Source organism: Enterococcus sp. DA9 (genome assembly GCF_008000875.1).
Classification (GTDB): Bacteria; Bacillota; Bacilli; order Lactobacillales; family Enterococcaceae; genus Enterococcus_B; species Enterococcus_B lactis.
In genome coordinates, this window is sequence record NZ_CP042839.1 from 414,896 (window position 1) to 433,768 (window position 18,873).

The 18,873-nt window shown below is 38.3% G+C and carries 18 protein-coding genes and 1 riboswitch; of the genes, 5 read left to right on the top strand and 13 right to left on the bottom strand.

The features are described from left to right. Positions 1 to 68 precede the first annotated feature (68 nt). Positions 69 to 713 carry a cyclic di-AMP binding protein CbpA gene (gene cbpA, locus FTX43_RS02835; RefSeq protein WP_002309993.1) on the top strand — a complete coding sequence of 215 codons (645 nt, stop codon included), beginning with the start codon at positions 69 to 71 and terminating at the stop codon, positions 711 to 713. A gap of 55 nt (positions 714 to 768) precedes the next feature. Here cbpA and FTX43_RS02840 read toward each other — a convergent pair whose 3' ends face one another. Then, positions 769 to 1,272, bottom strand: a complete 504-nt coding sequence (locus tag FTX43_RS02840) for a QueT transporter family protein (protein ID WP_073490490.1) — start codon at positions 1,270 to 1,272, stop codon at positions 769 to 771. Positions 1,273 to 1,284: 12 nt separating this feature from the next. After that, positions 1,285 to 1,331: riboswitch (PreQ1 riboswitch) on the bottom strand. A gap of 538 nt (positions 1,332 to 1,869) precedes the next feature. Between FTX43_RS02840 and FTX43_RS02845 the strand changes: the two genes are divergently transcribed. Next, positions 1,870 to 2,832 (top strand): diacylglycerol kinase family protein, encoded by a 963-nt coding sequence (locus tag FTX43_RS02845; RefSeq protein ID WP_147606722.1) that lies wholly within the window; start codon positions 1,870 to 1,872, stop codon positions 2,830 to 2,832. Positions 2,833 to 3,068: 236 nt separating this feature from the next. Here FTX43_RS02845 and FTX43_RS02850 read toward each other — a convergent pair whose 3' ends face one another. The 4 genes from FTX43_RS02850 to FTX43_RS02865 form a co-directional block, all read right to left on the bottom strand. After that, positions 3,069 to 5,639: an ATP-dependent RecD-like DNA helicase gene (locus tag FTX43_RS02850; RefSeq protein ID WP_002314140.1), complete on the bottom strand. Its 2,571-nt coding sequence runs from the start codon at positions 5,637 to 5,639 to the stop codon at positions 3,069 to 3,071. A gap of 19 nt (positions 5,640 to 5,658) precedes the next feature. Next, positions 5,659 to 6,318 carry a histidine phosphatase family protein gene (locus FTX43_RS02855; protein WP_002309989.1) on the bottom strand — a complete coding sequence of 220 codons (660 nt, stop codon included), beginning with the start codon at positions 6,316 to 6,318 and terminating at the stop codon, positions 5,659 to 5,661. Positions 6,319 to 6,366: 48 nt separating this feature from the next. Next, on the bottom strand, positions 6,367 to 6,870 hold the full coding sequence (gene trmL, locus FTX43_RS02860; RefSeq protein WP_002320545.1) for a tRNA (uridine(34)/cytosine(34)/5-carboxymethylaminomethyluridine(34)-2'-O)-methyltransferase TrmL: 504 nt from the start codon (positions 6,868 to 6,870) through the stop codon (positions 6,367 to 6,369). A gap of 220 nt (positions 6,871 to 7,090) precedes the next feature. Next, the gene (locus tag FTX43_RS02865) at positions 7,091 to 7,957 is read right to left on the bottom strand and encodes a methyltransferase domain-containing protein (protein ID WP_002309987.1); all 867 of its coding nucleotides are present in this window, start codon (positions 7,955 to 7,957) and stop codon (positions 7,091 to 7,093) included. A 108-nt stretch (positions 7,958 to 8,065) separates the two neighbouring features. Between FTX43_RS02865 and FTX43_RS02870 the strand changes: the two genes are divergently transcribed. Beyond that, positions 8,066 to 8,707 (top strand): copper homeostasis protein CutC, encoded by a 642-nt coding sequence (locus FTX43_RS02870; protein ID WP_002309986.1) that lies wholly within the window; start codon positions 8,066 to 8,068, stop codon positions 8,705 to 8,707. 59 nt (positions 8,708 to 8,766) lie between these two features. Here the strand turns inward: FTX43_RS02870 and mgtE are convergent, their stop codons facing one another. Genes mgtE through FTX43_RS02890 form a run of 4 tightly spaced genes read right to left on the bottom strand, consistent with a single transcriptional unit; the run spans position 8,767 to position 12,526 of the window. Then, complete coding sequence (gene mgtE / locus FTX43_RS02875; RefSeq protein ID WP_002315660.1) at positions 8,767 to 10,128, bottom strand: magnesium transporter; 1,362 nt, start codon at positions 10,126 to 10,128, stop codon at positions 8,767 to 8,769. Between the two features lie 17 nt (positions 10,129 to 10,145). Next, the gene (locus FTX43_RS02880) at positions 10,146 to 11,045 is read right to left on the bottom strand and encodes an RluA family pseudouridine synthase (protein ID WP_002335218.1); all 900 of its coding nucleotides are present in this window, start codon (positions 11,043 to 11,045) and stop codon (positions 10,146 to 10,148) included. A 1-nt stretch (position 11,046) separates the two neighbouring features. Continuing rightward, positions 11,047 to 11,844, bottom strand: a complete 798-nt coding sequence (locus FTX43_RS02885; RefSeq protein WP_002315658.1) for an NAD kinase — start codon at positions 11,842 to 11,844, stop codon at positions 11,047 to 11,049. After that, entirely contained in the window at positions 11,819 to 12,526 is a 708-nt protein-coding gene (locus FTX43_RS02890; RefSeq protein ID WP_002309982.1) for a GTP pyrophosphokinase family protein, read from the bottom strand. The genes FTX43_RS02885 and FTX43_RS02890 overlap by 26 nt, the downstream gene beginning before the upstream one ends. 130 nt (positions 12,527 to 12,656) lie before the next feature. Between FTX43_RS02890 and FTX43_RS02895 the strand changes: the two genes are divergently transcribed. Beyond that, positions 12,657 to 13,232, top strand: coding sequence for a CYTH domain-containing protein (locus FTX43_RS02895; protein WP_002314142.1), 576 nt, complete (start codon positions 12,657 to 12,659; stop codon positions 13,230 to 13,232). Positions 13,233 to 13,349: 117 nt separating this feature from the next. After that, complete coding sequence (locus tag FTX43_RS02900) at positions 13,350 to 14,027, top strand: ClpXP adapter SpxH family protein (RefSeq protein ID WP_002309978.1); 678 nt, start codon at positions 13,350 to 13,352, stop codon at positions 14,025 to 14,027. 71 nt (positions 14,028 to 14,098) lie between these two features. Here FTX43_RS02900 and pepF read toward each other — a convergent pair whose 3' ends face one another. The 4 genes from pepF to spxA all read right to left on the bottom strand — a co-directional run bounded on the left by pepF (position 14,099) and on the right by spxA (position 18,564). Continuing rightward, positions 14,099 to 15,907: an oligoendopeptidase F gene (gene pepF, locus FTX43_RS02905; RefSeq protein ID WP_002309974.1), complete on the bottom strand. Its 1,809-nt coding sequence runs from the start codon at positions 15,905 to 15,907 to the stop codon at positions 14,099 to 14,101. 178 nt (positions 15,908 to 16,085) lie between these two features. Further along, complete coding sequence (locus tag FTX43_RS02910; RefSeq protein ID WP_002335219.1) at positions 16,086 to 17,084, bottom strand: competence protein CoiA; 999 nt, start codon at positions 17,082 to 17,084, stop codon at positions 16,086 to 16,088. A 97-nt stretch (positions 17,085 to 17,181) separates the two neighbouring features. Then, the gene (locus FTX43_RS02915; RefSeq protein WP_002309970.1) at positions 17,182 to 17,835 is read right to left on the bottom strand and encodes an adaptor protein MecA; all 654 of its coding nucleotides are present in this window, start codon (positions 17,833 to 17,835) and stop codon (positions 17,182 to 17,184) included. Between the two features lie 330 nt (positions 17,836 to 18,165). After that, positions 18,166 to 18,564, bottom strand: a complete 399-nt coding sequence (gene spxA, locus FTX43_RS02920) for a transcriptional regulator SpxA (protein ID WP_002296384.1) — start codon at positions 18,562 to 18,564, stop codon at positions 18,166 to 18,168. Between the last annotated feature and the right edge of the window lie 309 nt (positions 18,565 to 18,873).

An 18,873-nucleotide genomic window follows, 5' to 3' on the forward strand; every position in this document is an offset into this window, starting at 1 on the left:
GTTTTAGATAAAATTATGATATGATTAATTTGAAATTAAGCTAAAATGAGACAATTGGAGGTATAGCGATGCTATTAAAAACACTTGTATATAAGAAAAAAGATCTGACAACCGTTACAGAGACTAGTACATTAGAAGAAGCATTAAAAATTTTAGAAACTTCCGGATACCGTTGTGTACCGATCTTAGATTCTTCAGGGAATATTTTCCGTGGAAATATTTACAAAATGCACATCTATCGTCATAAAGCAAACGGCGGTGATATGACGCTTCCTGTCACTCATCTTTTGAAAAATGCCACAAAGTTCATTTATCTGGATACTTCTTTCTTCAAAGTATTCTTTACGATCAAAGAGCTTCCTTATATTGCTGTCCTTGACAGTGAAAATCATTTTTATGGTATTTTGACACATAGCACATTACTTAATATGCTCTCTCAATCTTGGAGCGTAGAACAAGGAAGCTATGTGCTGACAATTGCTTCTACAGGAAAGCAAGGAGATCTGGCTGCTATCGCAAAAATCATTTCAAAATACAGTAGCATTGCCAGCTGCATTACTCTTGATATTGAAAAAGACGAATACATCCGACGTACATTGATTACGCTGCCGGCGAACACTGAACCGAAAGTATGTGAAACGATCATCAACCACTTAGAGAAAAAGAATTATAAAGTGGTAGAAATCGAAAATTTGCAAAACCAAGAAGCATAATAAAAATGACAAAAGAAATACAGCTCAGCTGCTTTCTTTTGTCGTTTTTTTACAATTAGACACGCTTTTCAAAATCAAGCGAACGATCTAAATAATACATCAGTGGTGCTGAAACAGCCATGATGATGAACTCGCTTAATGCAAGTGTACCATAGGTTGTCCAAAATGCTTGGCCACCTGTCGGAACTAGCATGTAAGCAATCAATCCCATGCTGATAGTAAAGAAGATCGTGTTCAATACTAAACGCATCTTTACATTTTTCACTTTGTTTTGCAGCAAAGCTGTCAGACCTAAAGAAAGCAATGTTTGGCCACCACCAAAAACCACATCCATGATACCAAATCCAAAGAAGGCATTATAGACGATGACCCCGCCCAAAACTCCCCAAAGTAATTTACGGTTAAAGACAACTAAATGATTCAAACTTTCTGAAATACGAAACTGGATTGGCCCTGAGGATACAGGCGCAACTAAAATAGTTAGCGCTAGATAAAGAGCCATGATGATACCATTGAAAACGATTACGGACAACCGTTGTCTGCTTTTCGTTTTTTGCATTTTCTCTCCTCATTTCTCCTAGTTTTTTTAACGCGGGATGGTTGATGAACCGCGATTATGTGAAACAAACAATAATTATAACAGACTTTTCATCTATTTCAATCTGTCTTATCTACTTTTGAAAAAAGTAAACAAGCAAAAATGTAAACGTTTGCTAAAAGTCTCAAAATATGGTATAAGATAAATGTAAGGGTCATAAGAATTCCCAGTAAAGCAGACGAAGTAGGTTCTGCACGAACAGAATTGTTGTGAAACTTAAATAAATAAAAAAGGATGTGGGAATTTGAGCAACCTCTTACTAGAGAATAGTCTAGCAGGCAGCTGAAGGTCTAAGTGGACATACCGAACCTTGGAACTTCTCCTTACGTAAGTAATGGATGATGCGCTTGCTAGGCTTTTTTGTGTGTTTCGGTCTCCAGACCTTTTTCATTCTCCTAGTCTTCTGCTATAATAACCAAGAATTAATTTTGTAACAGGTGTTTTTTTGTAAAAACAAGTTTCTTTCATTCCAAAAATAGAAAAAACTTGCTAATTATTGGTTAACCAGCAAACAGGATGATTAAAATATCTTGTTTTATTGAATAGCAGGAGGAAAATATGAAATTCCATTATCATTTATTGATCAATCCATCGGCAGGCAGTGGAAACGGCCATAAAGTAGCAGAAAAAATCTTGCCGATATTAAAAAACAAACATGTCAACTATACCCTTCATTACAGTGAATACAAAGGACATGATGCGGAGATTGCTGAAATTCTGGCAAAAGAAACATTAGTACCTTGGACAGAAGAACAGGAAACAATCGAAACTTTCCCTCTTTTGATCATCGTAGGAGGAGACGGAACCTTGCATCAGGTACTTGATACTTTCTATCAGATGGAAGTTGAATTTCCTGTCGCTTATATTCCAGCAGGCTCTGGAAATGATTTTGCTCGAGGAGCGGGACTTCCTAAGAATCCTAAAAAAGCACTTCAGCTGATTTTAGCAGCTCAATCACCAGATAAAGTCCATATAATGGCTTATGAAGAAAAAATAAGTGAAAAAAAAGGAATAGCTGTTAATAATTTTGGTATTGGATTAGACGCAGCTATCGTCCACGCGACAAATCATTCTTCTACAAAAGAACGATTGAACAAATACAACTTAGGTTCTTTTTCGTATTTGTTCTCTATTCTCCGGACTTTATTTACTCAAAAAGGATTTCCAATTCTAGTGGATGCAGGAGGAAAGCAGTTAAGTTTTTCAAATGCATTTTTATGTACAGCAACGAAGCATCCTTTTTTTGGAGGAGGAATCGCAATCGCTCCAATTGCAGATGCGACTAAACCAGTCATTGATTTTGTCATGGTCGAACGAATCAATATTTTTAAAATCATATGGCTTATCCTTTTACTTATGCAGAAAAAACAATTGAAATCGAAATATTTCCATCACTACACAACAAACAGATTACGAATCGTTTCACCAACGCCGCAATATGGTCAAGAAGATGGAGAAGATGTCGCTCCTCGTCCTTTTGATCTGCAATTTTCTACAAAAAACCAGTTATTTTTCAAGTAGTTTCGAGTTTGTAGAAAAATTTTGTGGAAATGCCTGTTCACATTTTTGCAAAAATTTGACTTCATACCAAGAAACTGTCTTTTGAACACCGTTTACCAAGACGGCATGAGCCTACAATTTCACTACAAGTCACCAAGAATAATTTCAAAAAGCGGATGAGGCACAAGTCGTGTCACATCCGCTTTTTAAGTGATCAATATTGCCGACAAATAGCGCATACGTATCGTCAGATTCTTTTATAATGTATACGGTGTAATGTTTTCCATACCAATCATTGGATCTACTAATTTCTGATTAATCGCTTCTGCAGTAAGAACGAACTCCTTGGGAACAGCAGGTTCTATCTCTTCTTTCTTTTCTTCTACAACCGATGAAGAAAATAGATCTGGTTCCACTGTTTCCATTACTTGGTTTTTCGATTCATTCGTTCCACTGTCGTCTTTTATAGGTAACTTTTCTTTTATGTCCTGCGACTCTTTTGTATAGGTCCCATCTTCAAATGGATCATTTCCAATCAAAGAATCTTCATAAGCTGCTAGTTTTGTCCGCAGAGTGATAGTCATTTTTCCATTATCGATGATTCTTGATTTCAACGTAGTCATTCGGCTTGCCGATTCATTCGCTACACAAGTGGCATACGCTTGCTCTTCCCCTAACAAAATCAACAGTTCCTTACTCCGAGTAACAGCCGTGTAGAGTAGATTACGCTGAAGCATTCGCTGATATTGATGAACCATGGGCAAAATGACCATTTTGAATTCACTGCCCTGTGATTTATGGATCGAACAACAATAAGAAAGAGTAATTTTATTCCACTCGTTTCTTTTATAAGTGACCTCATTTGCATCAAACTGGATAACTAATTCATCCACTTTATCTTCCGAATCTTTTGCCAAGATAATCCCCGTGATTTCTCCCATATCTCCATTGAATACATTCAATTCAGGAGTATTGACTAACTGGAGTACTTTGTCTCCTATCCGATAAACGGTGTCGTTCCAATGTACTTCCTTTTTCCCAGGTCTCCCTGGATTGAATATCTCTTGCATCATTTTATTTAACGCGTCGATCCCTGCTGGTCCCCGATACATTGGTGCTAATACTTGGATATCTTGTGCACGGAATCCCTTATTTTTCGCTTTTTCCACAATTTTAGAAATCAAGGGTTCAATTTGATAAGCATCGCTTCGGAAATAGGAACGATCTTTTTGATTCTTTGTGAAATCTTTTGGTAGACGTCCTTCTTTGATTTCATGGGCAAGAGGAATAATACTAGAACCATCACCTTGTCGATAAATCTGATTGAGTTCCATTTTAGGAATTTGTTCGATTTCCAAAAGGTCATGTAGCACTTGTCCAGGACCGACAGAAGGAAGCTGATCTTTATCCCCTACTAGAATAACCTGCATATTCGTCGGAATCGCTTTGAATAATGTGTTAGCCAGCCATGTATCGACCATAGACATCTCATCAACGATCAAAAGTCCGCCTTCTAATTCTTTCGTGCTGACTGAAGGTGTTTTTTCCCGTCCATTCAGCCCAAGTAAACGATGGATTGTACTGGCAGGCAGACCTGTTGTCTCGTTCATTCGTTTAGCTGCCCGGCCAGTAGGTGCTGCAAGCAGAATAGGAAAAATTTCTTGGGTATATTTTGACGGATCCAATTCCAGACCATTCAACTCTGCAAAAAGATTGACGATCCCATTGATCACAGTAGTTTTCCCCGTACCTGGTCCTCCTGTTAAAATAAATAGAGGAGAACGGATGGCTTCAGCGATTGCTTGTTCTTGCGAAGGTCCATACTGTATACCAAATATTTTTTCGATACGCCGAATATTTTTCTGCACTTCTTTTTCAGGATAATGGATTTCTTTTTTACGGCTGAGCAGACGTTGGATGGAATTGCCGATACCCCATTCAGAAAAATACAAACTGTTTTCGTAAAGATTCGTTTCTTCTTGCTGGATTTTTCCTTCTTCAACAAGCTGGATAATCACAGTAGCAACCTGATCAGGCAGAATTTCTATTGGACGACTTGTTTCTAAAATACGGATGGTTTGCTGAAGCAATGTTTCCGCCGGTACGTATGTATCTCCTGTTTGAACAGCATGCTGAAAAATCTGATGCAAGATGGCTGCTCGGATTCTTCTAGGTGAATCTGCTGCAATACCGATTTGTTCGGCTAGATTATCTGCGCGTTTGAACCCGATTCCTTCTATGTCTTCGACTAGCTGATACGGATTTTCTTCGATGATATCCAAAGACTCGTTCTTATAGGTCTGATAAATACTGAAAGCTAACTGACTACCGAATCCATAACGATTCAATCCCATGATTACTTGATCCATCCCGTGATTTAGACGAATCGTTTCAGCAAGCATTTCTCTTTTTGGCTTCGTTAAACCAGCGATTTGTTTTAATACCGAAGGATCAGCAATGATTTTTTCGATAGCATCTTCTCCCAGCAACTCGACGACTTTCTCTGCTGTTTTCTTACCGATCCCAGGGAATTTTTCGCTGGAAAGATAAGCTACGATCCCATTCGCAGTTGTTGGTTTTTCTTGCTCATATCTTTCGACTTTAAGCTGTCTTCCGTATTTAGGGTGATCCACTAGTTCTCCATAAAAACGATAGGTCTCATTTTCTTGAATATCGCCAAAGCTTCCGGTAACTACAATCTCTTTTTCACGGTAATCAGCTGTAGTTTCGCTGATGTGTACCAAAAGCACTTTGTAAAAATTACTAGGATTTTGAAAAAAAATCGCGGCAACTGTACCAACGAAATAAGGCATTTCTTCTGGCTGCATCGGAAGCCGCCTCCTTCTTCTATAGTAAAGGTTCTGGTGCTGTTTCAGTTCCTAAAAAATCTGTTTGGTTCCATACTTTCAGTTTATACGGCAATAATTTGCAAGGCTCTTCAGTCTCTAAAATCGTCAGGCTGCTATTGAACAAACCGCCCATTTCCCGCAACTCACTTAGCTCTTTCCCTGTCATCCATTGAATGGCAGCAGTTAATGAGGCCCCATGACCTACGAATAAAAGAGGTCCGTTTTTATGTTGAGCAACCGCATCCGCTACAACAGTTTCAATACGTGTGATTGCTGATTCAATCGTTTCTCCATGAAAAGGAGAAGGATCATATAGATCTAAGTGATTACGCAAATTCGGCAAATTCTCTGGGTATTTCTGATACATTTCATCGATTGATTGTCCTTCTAAAGTACCTAGCCCTAGTTCTCGCAGTTTATCTGTATAGAAAATCTCTACCGGACTAGCAAGCTCTTTGTTGATACCTTCTGCTGTATCGCATGCTCGTTTTGCTGTACTGGAATAAATTGCTTTAAAAGGAACATATTTTACTTTTTTCCCAAATGCTTTGATTTCTTCGTAACTTTGAGGCAAAAGCGGAGAATCGCCATTGCTCCCTTGAAAACGTCTTTCCTGATTCCATTGTGTCTTCCCATGTCGGGTAAAATATAGTTCCATACGCAGCAAACTCCTGTCTTTCTTTTATTTTACTCTATAATAAACTGTCTAATCCAGCTTGTCATTTTCATAATGGTGCGTTAATTCTAAATTAGGGAATCCTTGCTGACGAAGTGCTTCGTACACAATCATTGCAGCTGTATTCGATAAATTCAATGAACGAACATGCTCATCATTCATAGGGATGCGCAAACACTTTTCCTCGTTTTCGCGCATAAACGCTTCTGGCAAGCCAGTTGTTTCCTTTCCAAATAAAAAGAAGTGCTCTTCTCCATCAGCAAAATTTTCTTCACTGTATACCTTATGAGCAAATTTTGAGATCAAGTGTAGTTTACGATCACCTAAAAATGTTAAAAAAGCTTCTAAATCACTGTGATAAGTAATATTTACATCGTTCCAATAATCTAACCCTGCTCGTTTCAGGTGTTTGTCATCCGTTGAAAAACCTAGGGGCTCAATTAAATGAAGCGGCGTATTCGTGGCCGCACACGTACGGGCAATATTTCCGGTGTTTGCAGGTATTAACGGTTCGAATAAAACGATATGATTCATCAGGATCATTCCTCTCATATTTATGTTCGTTTCTATTTTCTGACAATTTGATTTTTGCATAAAAAAAAACGTATCAACTCGGTGTCAGTCACTGCGAGTCGTTACGTTAGTGAAGCTCTTCTCACTAACTTTTATCAGAACAGGAACCTGATAAAAACCAATGAAAAAACAACTTGTTGCTACTATAACACCCTCAACTTACTTTTGCAACCTCTACTCTTTAAAAACTACTAGAAAACCGTTTTCTCTTAGTTCCTTTTAATAATTCTATGTCAATTGTAATCTTTTTCAAAGGATTCTTGTACAAGTCTGCTTTGATTTCCTCCTCGACTTGCCACTCTAAGGGCGACATTGCTAAAAGATCTTTTCGATTTTCTTCTGGTATCTCAAATTCATAAGTCACACGCTGACGTTCAGTTAGTTTCATCGATTCAGTAAACTTTGCGACTACACGATCATTAGAATAACTTTGCTTTTCAGGTTGATTCGGATAAAAAGCCTGACGCAGTTCTTTTAAATAATTTTCTTGCGGCACTACCTTCAGCACCTCTCCATCTTCTGACAGTACACGTTGGAATTCTTGGTAATGAGAAGGCGAAAAGATATTTAAGATCGTGTTAAATGTCTGATCAGCAAATGGCAAATTGGTCAAATCCGCTACACACCAAAATGCCTCGACAGATTGTTCCGTAGCTGCATAGACCCCTTCTTTTGAAATATCAAATCCAACAGCAGTTTGAATCTTTTTCAATTTTGAAAGTTCATTCAAGAAGCTTCCTTCTCCACAGCCGACATCTAATAGCGAGATTTCATTAGGCAGATACTGTGCGATAGTCTCAATAACGGGCTGATACATGCCTGATTGGATCATTCTACGCCTTGGAACGAACATTTCTTGATCATATTCTGTTTTAACCGCGTGGGATAAAAAGTAAAGTGTTCCTTTTTTGGACAGATCAAAACGATGATTATTTTTGCATATCAAGCCATTATCAGACTTTTCTACCTCTTCTTGGCAAACTGGACAGCGGAACAGCTGATGTTTTTCTGCCAAAAACTGGCGTCCTCGGTCAATTTTTTTTAACATAGTTCCCCCTCATTTCTGTTTTATCTTACCGTTAGATGCTCACTTTGGCAACTGGTAAAAATATGATACAATGCCTAGAAGAAAGCGAAAGACAAAGGAGAAGATCAGATGATCAAAGAATTTTGTGCTGAAAACTACACATCTATTCCTCTGGCAATTGCCAGAGGAGCTAACCGAATCGAATTATGTGACAACTTAGCGGTCGGCGGAACGACCCCAAGTACTGGTGTGATCGAAGAAACATTAAGTTACGCAGGGGAAAAAAATATCCCTGTAATGACGATTATCCGTCCTAGAGGGGGCGATTTTGTCTATAACGATATCGAATTGAAAATTATGCATACTGATTTGATTGAAGCAAAGAAATTAGGGACGGATGGCGTAGTTTTTGGTTGTCTTACTCCCTCAGGATGGCTAGACGAAGAAGCATTGGAACTATTGATCGAAACCGCAGAAGGCGTACAGATCACCTTCCATATGGCTTTTGACAGTATTCCTGAAGAACGGCAATTTGAAGCAATCGATTGGCTAGCAGCGCACGGTGTTGACCGTATCTTAACGCATGGCGGCCCTGCTGATCAAACGATTGAAGAACATTTCCCACGGCTCAAAGAATTGATTGACTATGCAGATGGCCGTTTGATCATTTTGCCCGGTGGTGGCGTAACAGCAGCGAATGCAGCACATGTAGCTAAAGAATTAAACGTGAGTGAAGTCCACGGAACTAAAATCGTTGAACTTCAGCCATAATCTTATAAACAAAAAACATTGGCAACAAGCAGTATACTTGTTGCCAATGTTTTTGCTTTTTACATAAAATACCCCATAAATAAAGAGGCAATATTGAAATAAATCAGTACACTTGTCAAATCACTCAAAGTCGTGATAAATGGACCGCTTGCTACCGCTGGATCAAATCCTAGACGATCCATCAGCATCGGAATCAAACTACCTGCAAGATTCGCCACTGTTATCGCAAACAACATGGCCATCCCTATCACAAATCCTAAGATAAAATTATGTTTCCAAAAGCCCACGATCAGAAAAATCGTAATCCCTGTAACAGCTCCTGTTACGACGCCGGTCAAGACTTCAGCCAAAACAAGTCGGACAAACCCGTGATCTTTGTCATCAGAGATTGCAAGTCGACGGACAGCCACAGCCAGCGACTGGGTTCCAGCATTACCAGCTGTTCCTGTGATCAGCGAAATGAAGACCGCTAAAATGCTCGCTTCACTTACCAAGTCTTCATAATGACTGATCAAAGAAGCAGTAGACATACCTAAAAACAACAGAGTGATTAGCCAAGGCAAACGTCGAGATGCTGCCTTTACTGGATTTTCATTGATTTCTTCCACATTGACCCCGGCAAGTCCTGAATAATCGCTGGCAGCTTCATCATCAATAACGTCAATGATGTCATCAACTGTGACGATTCCCAACAAATGATCATCATAATCGGTAACAGGAAGAGCTAAGAAGTCATAATCCCTGAATGTTTGTGCCACATCTTCTTGGTCGTCGCCTACATGAACTGAAAGCACCCGCTCGCTCATCAGATCAGAAATCATAGCATCATCATCATTCACGATTAGGTCGCGTAGAGAAATAACCCCCACTAGTTGACCTTCTTGATTAACGACATAGATGTAATAGATTGTTTCAGCAACATCTGCTTCATTCTTCAGCACATACATCGCAGAGCGAACGGTTTGATTTGCTACGATCGAAACAAATTCAGTAGTCATGATTGCACCAGCTGTTTCGTCTTCGTAATGGAGCAATTCCTTGATTTCACTGGCATCGTCTGCAGACATCAAACTTAAATATTTAGCAATTTGCTTTTTATCTAACGTATTAAGCAAATCGACAGCATTATCTGTATACATCTCAGAAAGCATATCTGCTGCATAGCTAGGACGCATCTCATCCAGATATTCTTTCATATGTTCGTTGTCTTCTTCAATCACATCGAACATATCCGCTAATTCTTTAGGCGACAGATAGGAATAGATCAGCTGCCTGTTCTCTTCTGTAAGAGATTGGTAGAATTGCCCCTGCTCATAGATATGCATCTCTAAAAAACTGTTTCTGAATGCCTGAATATTATTTTCCCTTAAATCTTGAGTCAACTGGGCAAATCTTTCCTCTAATTCTTGATTTTCATCCAAACCAATCTCACCTCGCCTTATTCTTCAAACCGTCTCACAACTGCCTCCATGTCTGCGGCTAAAGGCTGCTTGAACTCTAGCAGCTCTTCTGTAAATGGGTGGTAAAAACGCAGATCATAACAATGAAGGGCTTGTCTTTTTATTCCCAGATCCATTCGTCCGCTATACATATCATCACCGAGCAGTGCACAGCCAATGGCGGAAAAATGAACTCTTATTTGATGTGTCCTTCCTGTATGCAGCTGGATATCAACTAACGCGATTTCTGTTAGTCGCTTCTCTATCCAGTACTCCGTCTGTGCAGAACGTCCTTCATCAGAGACCATTCGCTTCAGTAGCGAAGAATAATCTCGGGCAATCGGCAAATCGATATGACCATGTGCCGATAAATTTGAAAGCATTCCACTGACTAATGCCTGATATTTTTTTACAAACTTCTTTTCACGAAGTTGCGTGTCTAATTTTGCGTGCGCAAACCCATGCTTGGCAAAAAGCATCAAGCCAGACGTATCACGGTCTAGTCGTGTAACTACATGGATTACTTGGTTTTCGTACCCTTGTTTTTTGTAATAAGCCTTTACACGATTAGCCATTGTCCCATTTGGATGGTATTGGGCAGGAATGGACGAAACGCCTGCTGGTTTGTTTACTACCAGAACATGTTCATCTTCATACACGATATCGATCGGCGTTTCGTCCAAAAGTACGGTTTCATGTTCTCCTTCAGCAGGAATCACAATGGTTACCTTATCATCCTTGGCTAGAGAAAACAAGACATTTTCTACTTGATCATTGACTTTGATTTGACCGCCTTGAAATTTTATTTTCGCTAACAGACCTTTTGAGATCCCTTTTTCTTTTAAAAAATATTTTACCTGCTGAGAATGATCTTTCTCATAATCCCATGTAAACTGCATATTAATCCTCACCAATAAAGGCATCTTTCACGCGATGCCAAAAATGCATATGTCGATAAGAAGCAAAATGGATCCGTTCTTCTGCTATTCGATAATAAATAGAACGGATATCGGCTTTTGCGACATTCAATTGATCAACCGTTACAAGATAATCTTCTGTATTTTCCAATTTTATTTCTAACCACTCATCATGGGCAATCACGATTGGAGAACCCAAAGTACGAAACACTCGATTATTCAGCGAAGCAATCTCAGCCAATTGAAAGGCATTGATACTAGGATGGATCACTGCACCGCCGACACTTTTATTATAGGCAGTCGAACCAGTGGGTGTAGAAATCGTCAATCCATCTCCTCTGAAACTTTCAAACAATTCATTTTTAATGTATACATCGGCTACCATCGTACGATTGGCCCGTTTAATCGTTGATTCATTTAGTGCTAAAAAATGCTGATCAGGCGTTTCATCCAAATAACTGATCCGAACATCCAGCAAGGGATAGCTGACACTTTGTTCCCGATTTGTTCGCAAGCTGTCTACTAGTTCTTCCAGCTCGTAATCTCGCCAATCAGTATAAAACCCTAAATGACCTGTATGCACGCCTAAGAAACGCACATCATTCAGACAATGACTGTAGTGATGAAATGCCGATAATAATGTGCCATCTCCACCAATTGAGATGACCAACTCTGGTTCATGATCATCTCTCTGGATCCCAGCTTGTTCTAATAGTGTGTTCAAGCGCTCAGCCACTTCTATAGTCTTTGCTTCTTTATTGTGAACGATCGCTACTTTCATCCCCTGCCTCCTCTCTTTCGCTTTCTTTCTTCAAAAGCGTTCGATAGTAGACATCATCTGATTTTCCTCTTCCATGGGAGAACAATCGCTGTGCTTCTTGGATTTCTTCACGGATACTGGACATCTCTTCATCCAGTTGATACGCAGCTTCTGCCGCACGCTGAAGTCGTTCGCTCATTTCTTCTGGAAAAACGCCTTGATATTTATAATTCAGCGAATGCTCGATCGTTGCCCAGAAATTCATCGCAAGGGTCCGTATTTGGATTTCCGCCAAAATTTTCTTCTCACCACTGATCAGCTGTACAGGATACTCGATCACCAGATGATACGAACGGTAGCCGCTTGCTTTCTTATTAGTGATGTAATCCCGTTCTTGAAGAACTTTCATGTCTTTTCTTTTACGGATAATCTCAACAACTTGATGGATATCTTCTACAAACTGACACATGATCCTTAAGCCGGCAATATCAGACATTTCTTCTTCTAAGCGTCCCATTGGAATATGACGTAACTGTGACTTTGTTACGATACTGTCAACTGGTTTGACTCTCCCAGTGACAAATTCAATTGGAACATGACGATTTTGTTCACGAAACTGTTTACGGATTCCCCGCAGTTTCACTTTCAATTCTGATACAGTTTGTTCATATGGTGCTAAAAATGCTTCCCAATCTCGTTCCATAGCTGATACCTCTACTTCATTAACATTCATTGTTTATTCTACCATATATGCAAAGTTTTTTCGTACTCTTGAGTTATGCATTGACCAAAAAAAGAAAATTAGGCAAAATAGACAAAAAGGAGTCGATCAAATGACGCAAATGCTTGAAATCGAATATAAATCTATGCTGACAAAGCAAGAGTACGAGATATTCATCGCTCACTATCAATTAACAGATAATGATTTCCGTGTACAGACTAATATTTACTTCGATACCGTTGATGAACAGCTGAAGAAACAAAATTGTGGCCTACGAATCCGTTTCGTTGGTCATCAAGCTGAATATACATTAAAAACACCTGCTGAGGAAGGTCGTCTCGAAACGACGGATACCTTTGTAACAGAAGAAGCAGAAGCATTCATCTTTCAAAAACGTTTGCCTCGCTCAGGCGCAGTTTTTCAAAAACTTTCTGATTTGAATATCGATCCTGCTTCATTGATCCAAACAGGAAAGCTTACAACAAAACGGGCTGAGTTCCCCATTAAAGAAGGACTTTTAGCTATCGATGAAAGCTGGGGAGACAATCTTCACGATTTTGAACTAGAACTAGAGGTAGTGGATGCATCTGCGGGAAAAATTGCTTTTATAAATTTTTTAAAACGTTTTTCTTTGCCTTATCGTCCTGCTAAGAACAAGATTCAACGTATGCTTGAGGCTAAAAATTAGAAACCTTTCATTTTCACGAGGCACTTGAGTTCATTTTTTTACTTTTTTCTGTTAAGTTATAGGATGTGAAAGAATCTAGTCACTAGTTGTATAGAATCTATTTTGGGGGAGATTCATATGATCGAAATCTATTTATTTGTTAATCCTTTAGGGGAATATTGTTTCAAAATGGAGCAACAGTTATTACAATTTATTGAAGAAGAGTACGGAACACCATCAAAAGAAAAGATGCAATTTCGCTTTCTTCCTTTGGTCAATTTGCAGACAATTGGGGATGTCATGCAACAAAAAGGAATTTCTCAAAACAATCTTGAGAAACGCAACCACTTATTCTCAACGACTTATTCTGCCGCATTAGACTGCAAAGCGGCTCAATTCCAAGGAAAGAAAAAAGGCCGCCATTTTTTGATCAAACTGCAAGAAGCAGTCGGCTGCAATAACATACCATATTCTCATGCACTTGCTGAATCGATATTTGAAGAGATTGGCGGCGATTTGAATATGTTTAAAGAAGATCGGCAATCTGACTTTGTTAAAGAAGTATTCTTTTCCGATCAAAAAATTGCTCGAGAAATGGGCATCACGAAACATCCTTCCGCAGTCGTTTACAATTACGCTTGCGATCGTGATTTTGGTGTTTTAGTAGAAGTAGAAGGCACAAGCAGCCTTTGGAGAATCAAAGAGCTGTGTAAAACAACAGATAACTCGTATCAAGTTTTTAATGGTGAACATTTACATACAAATGATTCTCAGTTCCATTCACGAACTAGCCATTTACACTTGCTTTCTAATTAAAAAAATACGTCGACTCCCTTACAAGAGAGCCGACGTATTTTTTTCGTTTCTATTCGAAAAAATCAAAAATCTTATAAACGATCAATCAATTCTTCTAATTCGTTTAGTCGTTGTTCAAACATCGACATTGCATCTTCGATATACGCAGCCTGTGTCATATCTACTCCTGCTTTTTTCATCACTTCAACAGGATAATCACTGTTACCAGCTTTTAGATAAGCCAAATAGTTCTCTAGCGCATCTGGTTCCTGACTAAGTATTCTTTTCGCCAACGCTGAAGCAGCAGAAAAACCAGTCGAGTATTGGAAGACATAGTAATTATAGTAAAAATGCGGGATCCGTGACCATTCAAATTTGATTTCTGGGTCTTCTTCGACTGCCGGACCATAATATTTTGCATTCAATTTACCATAACTATCACTTAGATATTCACTAGTCAATGGCACACCTTTTTCATCTTCCGTATGCATGAAGTGCTCGAATTCAGCAAATTGTGTCTGGCGGAAAACTGTTCCTTTAAATCCATCCAAGTAATGGTTGAGCACATAAGCTCGGACGCGAGGGTCTTTTTCTGTTTCCAATAAATATTCTGTTAGGATATTTTCGTTCGTTGTCGAAGCTATTTCTGCTAAAAAGATGGAGTAGTCACCGTATACATAAGGTTGGCTCGATCGTGTGAAATAACTGTGGACACTATGTCCCATTTCGTGGACAAGCGTAAACAATTGATCCAATGTATCATGCCAATTCAATAAAATATATGGATTTGTGTCATAGCTTCCCGAAGAATAGGCACCACTTCGTTTTCCTTTATTTTCGACAACATCGATCCAACGTTCAGAGAATGCTTTTTCTACAATAGTCATGTACTCTTCGCCCATTGGCTTCAGTGCTTCCAAAGCTTTCTCTTTTGCTTCTTCATACGTAAAGGTGATTGGAGCTTCTCCTAAGACCGGTGTATAAAGATCGTACATGTGCAGTTTTTCCACTTCTAATAAACGTTTCCGTAATTCCATATATCGATGCAGCAAAGGCAAATGCTTGTTTACTACATCTACCAAAGTGTCGTATACACTTTCAGGAATGTGATTATTGCTCAAAGATGCTTCTCTGGCAGAGCTGTAATTACGAACTTTTGCTTTAAAATTATGTCCTTTTATATGCGTACTTAAAGTAGAAGCAAACGTATTTCTAAATTGCTCATAAACACTGTACAACCCTTTAAATGCGGCTTCGCGAACACTTCGATCCGTGCTTTCTAGCAACTGACCGTACACACCATGAGATAATTGGACTTTTTCACCATTCTCTCCTTCGATCGTTGGGAAAACTAAATCTGCATTATTCAAAACAGCAAATGTATCACTTGAAGCCTCAAAGATTTCTCCTGCTCCTGCAAGAAGCGATTCCTGATCGGCAGATAAAACATGGGCACGATTATCTACTATTTGCTGGATATAGTGACGATAGACTTCTAACTTCGGTTCTTCTTTGAAATATTGCCAAATCCGTTCATCTGATAACTGCAATATTTCTGGTTCAAACCAGGAAACAGCTTCACTAACCTTTGAAAACAAACTACTTGCTCTTGCATAAAGCGCTTGATATTCTGTATTCCCAGTATCTTGATCGTTTTTAAGGTGTGCATAGACATAAATGATTTCGGTTTGGCGATAAACACTCAACACAAATTCAATCGCATCAAGAAATTGAGAAGCGCCTTGATTAAGTGTTCCTTTATATTTTTCAGATTTTTTTAACTTTTCTGATAATTCTAGATATTTCTCATCAAATTCTTTGTCGCTTGAAAAGATCTTGGTCAAGTCCCAAGTTAAATTTTCAGGCAATTCTTCGCGTTTTGGCAACTGCTTTACTTCCATGAAATCCACTCCTTTTTATATCCTTTTGTCTCGGTCTTTCAAAATAGATCCTCGTCTCACATCCACATGTTACAGCGTCTGATTTTTCTACTAATCTATGTGTCTGCTTCTATCAATTTTAGCACAACTGAAACTTGTTTTACATAGAAAACCGGTTCCTGTTCTATTTTTATACTTACTATATTTTCCAAGAGGATAAATGTGTGCATTCATCAAAAAATTGCCGATAGACCATCTCTTCCTCAATCATAGGGAAAAGCCACTCCCTTTTATATTCTTTTACTTGGCAAAACCATGAGCTAAAATCAGGTACTTTCTGTTGCTTTAAGGATTCTTCGTACAACATTCGATAAAGAAAAACCTGTTCTCGTAAATAAAAGAAAAACCGACTGTTTTGATAGATCCACGGTGATAGATACAAAAGGTGCTTGTGACGCAAGTAGCACTGTTCTTGTATGGATACTGTATTTTTTTGTTTGTAAATCAGCTGGCGCGCCAACCACTTCTTCCCATCCTCGCTTAACTTGTCTGTTTTCTTCATCTGATTTATTTTGATCTCATTATTAGTAAATATTTTTTTAAGATCATTACCAGAAAAAGTCCAGCAGCTACTGAAAAAAGAAATGTGACCTGATACAGTCTCTGTAATATGATGATATAAATAAAGTTTTTGGTTCTTAAGGTCAGCTTTCCAACAATGTACCCCCCTTTTTCTATTATAATAGCAGCAACTTTTTTCTATCAATGAAAATTGCCGTTGTCCAAGAAAAGAATGACCAAGTATCCACCATACTTGGTAACCGTTGTTCAAATAATTTTTGGTTCTTTCAAAAAATCTCTGATGAGACAACCTAGAACATTGGATTTCTAATGCTAGATTAGCCAATAAAATATCTGGTCTCTGCCTCAATCTTGGCAAATAAGCTTCCAAAAATACAGGTTCTGCTGACTGTCCCAGCCAATCCATGAAACATTCCTTTAACTGCAAGTGTTCTTCTGATTCCCCCTCACTAAAAACCGAACAGTTTTCGGTTTTTCGATGGGCAAAATGAGCACATTTTTTCTTTCCCTTTTTCAAAACCACTCTTTTCCGACAACTACGACAATAATACATTTTCTCTTTTTCTGCATATTTAGCAGAACAGCATTCATGATATTCATTCATCGCAAGCAGCATTTTTCTCCCTCTGAACTTATTTACGTCTAGCCATTTATTTACACGAAAAAGAGCCATATCGATATATGATCGATATGGCTCTTACTATAATAGTGATTTATACAAAATAAAATTTCGTACGCTCGATAGCATTACGCGCCATCAGACACTTTCCATATTCACTCAATGTTTCTGGTGTACGATCGCTCTTTTCTGCAAACTCCAAAATTCGAGCAATCTGATTCTCTACATCCGCTTGGTTGAGATTCTCCATCCAGAAATGAACGACTAGGTAATAACGCTCTTCAAATAAGTACAAATCAGTCCAAGCAGACTCTAGTTCAACGTCTGTTGCCAGCTGGATCACTTGCTCAAAATCTTCAAAAGCAAAAATTGCTTGTCTTTCCTGTTCTTCTAGGGCGCTTCCAGATAATTCTTCTTCCGGATCGCTACCAATAATTTGCTGACGGAGAAATTCGCTCACGTCTTCTGAATCAACAGCAGAATCTTCTGATTGAGAAATTTCTTCATCTGGCAGGTTTTTACTGATAAACAGTTCTAATCCGTCTCCTTTTGGCAAAACTTGGAAAGTGACAGCTTCGCTTCCTCGGAACTCCTCTTCGATATCAACTTCTTCCAGAATACTATAAAAGAAATTTTCGATTTCTTTGTGATTGCCAAGTAAATCCAAAAATGAAACGCCCCGTTCTTCTAAATCTTCATGACCTATCAGTACACGGATCGTATTTTCATTAATGTGTTCCATTTCCATTTTGCTACACCTCACTTTGCCGCAATGTTCAATATAGATTCATTGTAGCGAAATCAGCTTAAATGTAAAGAAAAAAAATCCCGCTGTTAAGTGAATTTAATAAAACCAGCAGATTTTTTCAATCGTTCAAGCTATCTTATTTAACTATAACATTTTTGGGAGATGAATACTATATAGCCGACTTTTTAGCTAATCAATCACTTCTGTTTTTCATACCATGACCACTCTCACACCCTTTTTTGTGCCCACAATAAAGAACGCTATTTATAAAAACAAAAAAACTTGGAAAAACTATCATCGTAATAGTTTTTCCAAGTTTCATTTTATCTTCTATAATCCAGCCATCAATTGTGCTTGACGCAATTCTAATTGTCGTACATCGCGCGGCAGGAATCGACGAATCTCATCTTCATTAAAACCAACTTGTAGACGTTTATCATCAATCATGATTGGACGGCGAAGCAATCCAGGATTGTTTTGCACAAGTTCCAATAGTTCTTGTAACGGCAGATCATCTAAATCCATGTTCAGTTTTTGGAATACTTTGGAACGTGTCGAGATGATTTCTTCTGTTCCGTCTTCTGTCATTTGTAAAATCGCTTTTAATTCAGAACTGTTCAATGGTTCTGAAAAAATATTACGTTCAACAAATGGAATCTGATGTTCTTGCAACCACGCACGAGCCTTTCTGCAGGAAGTACAACTTGGGGAAGTATATAATGTTAACAACGTGCACCACTCCTTTTCGTGATAAGAATCACTTTTTTGTAACAGAAGATCATAATAGTCTCCCATCTGTTTCTATTATACATAATCAACTTTTAAATAGCTACCTTTTTTTCATAATTTTTTTAAAAAAATGAAAGTTATCTAAGGTTAATATACAGTAAAACCAGCATTCTTGCTTTTTCTATCATTTAAAAATTAGAGTTTTCAAATCTAATTCAAATTTTACAAGACGATGAAACAGCCAATAAAACTGTACTATTATTTTATCTAAAAGCACAAATGAAACCGATTTCTTAAGATTTTTTATGT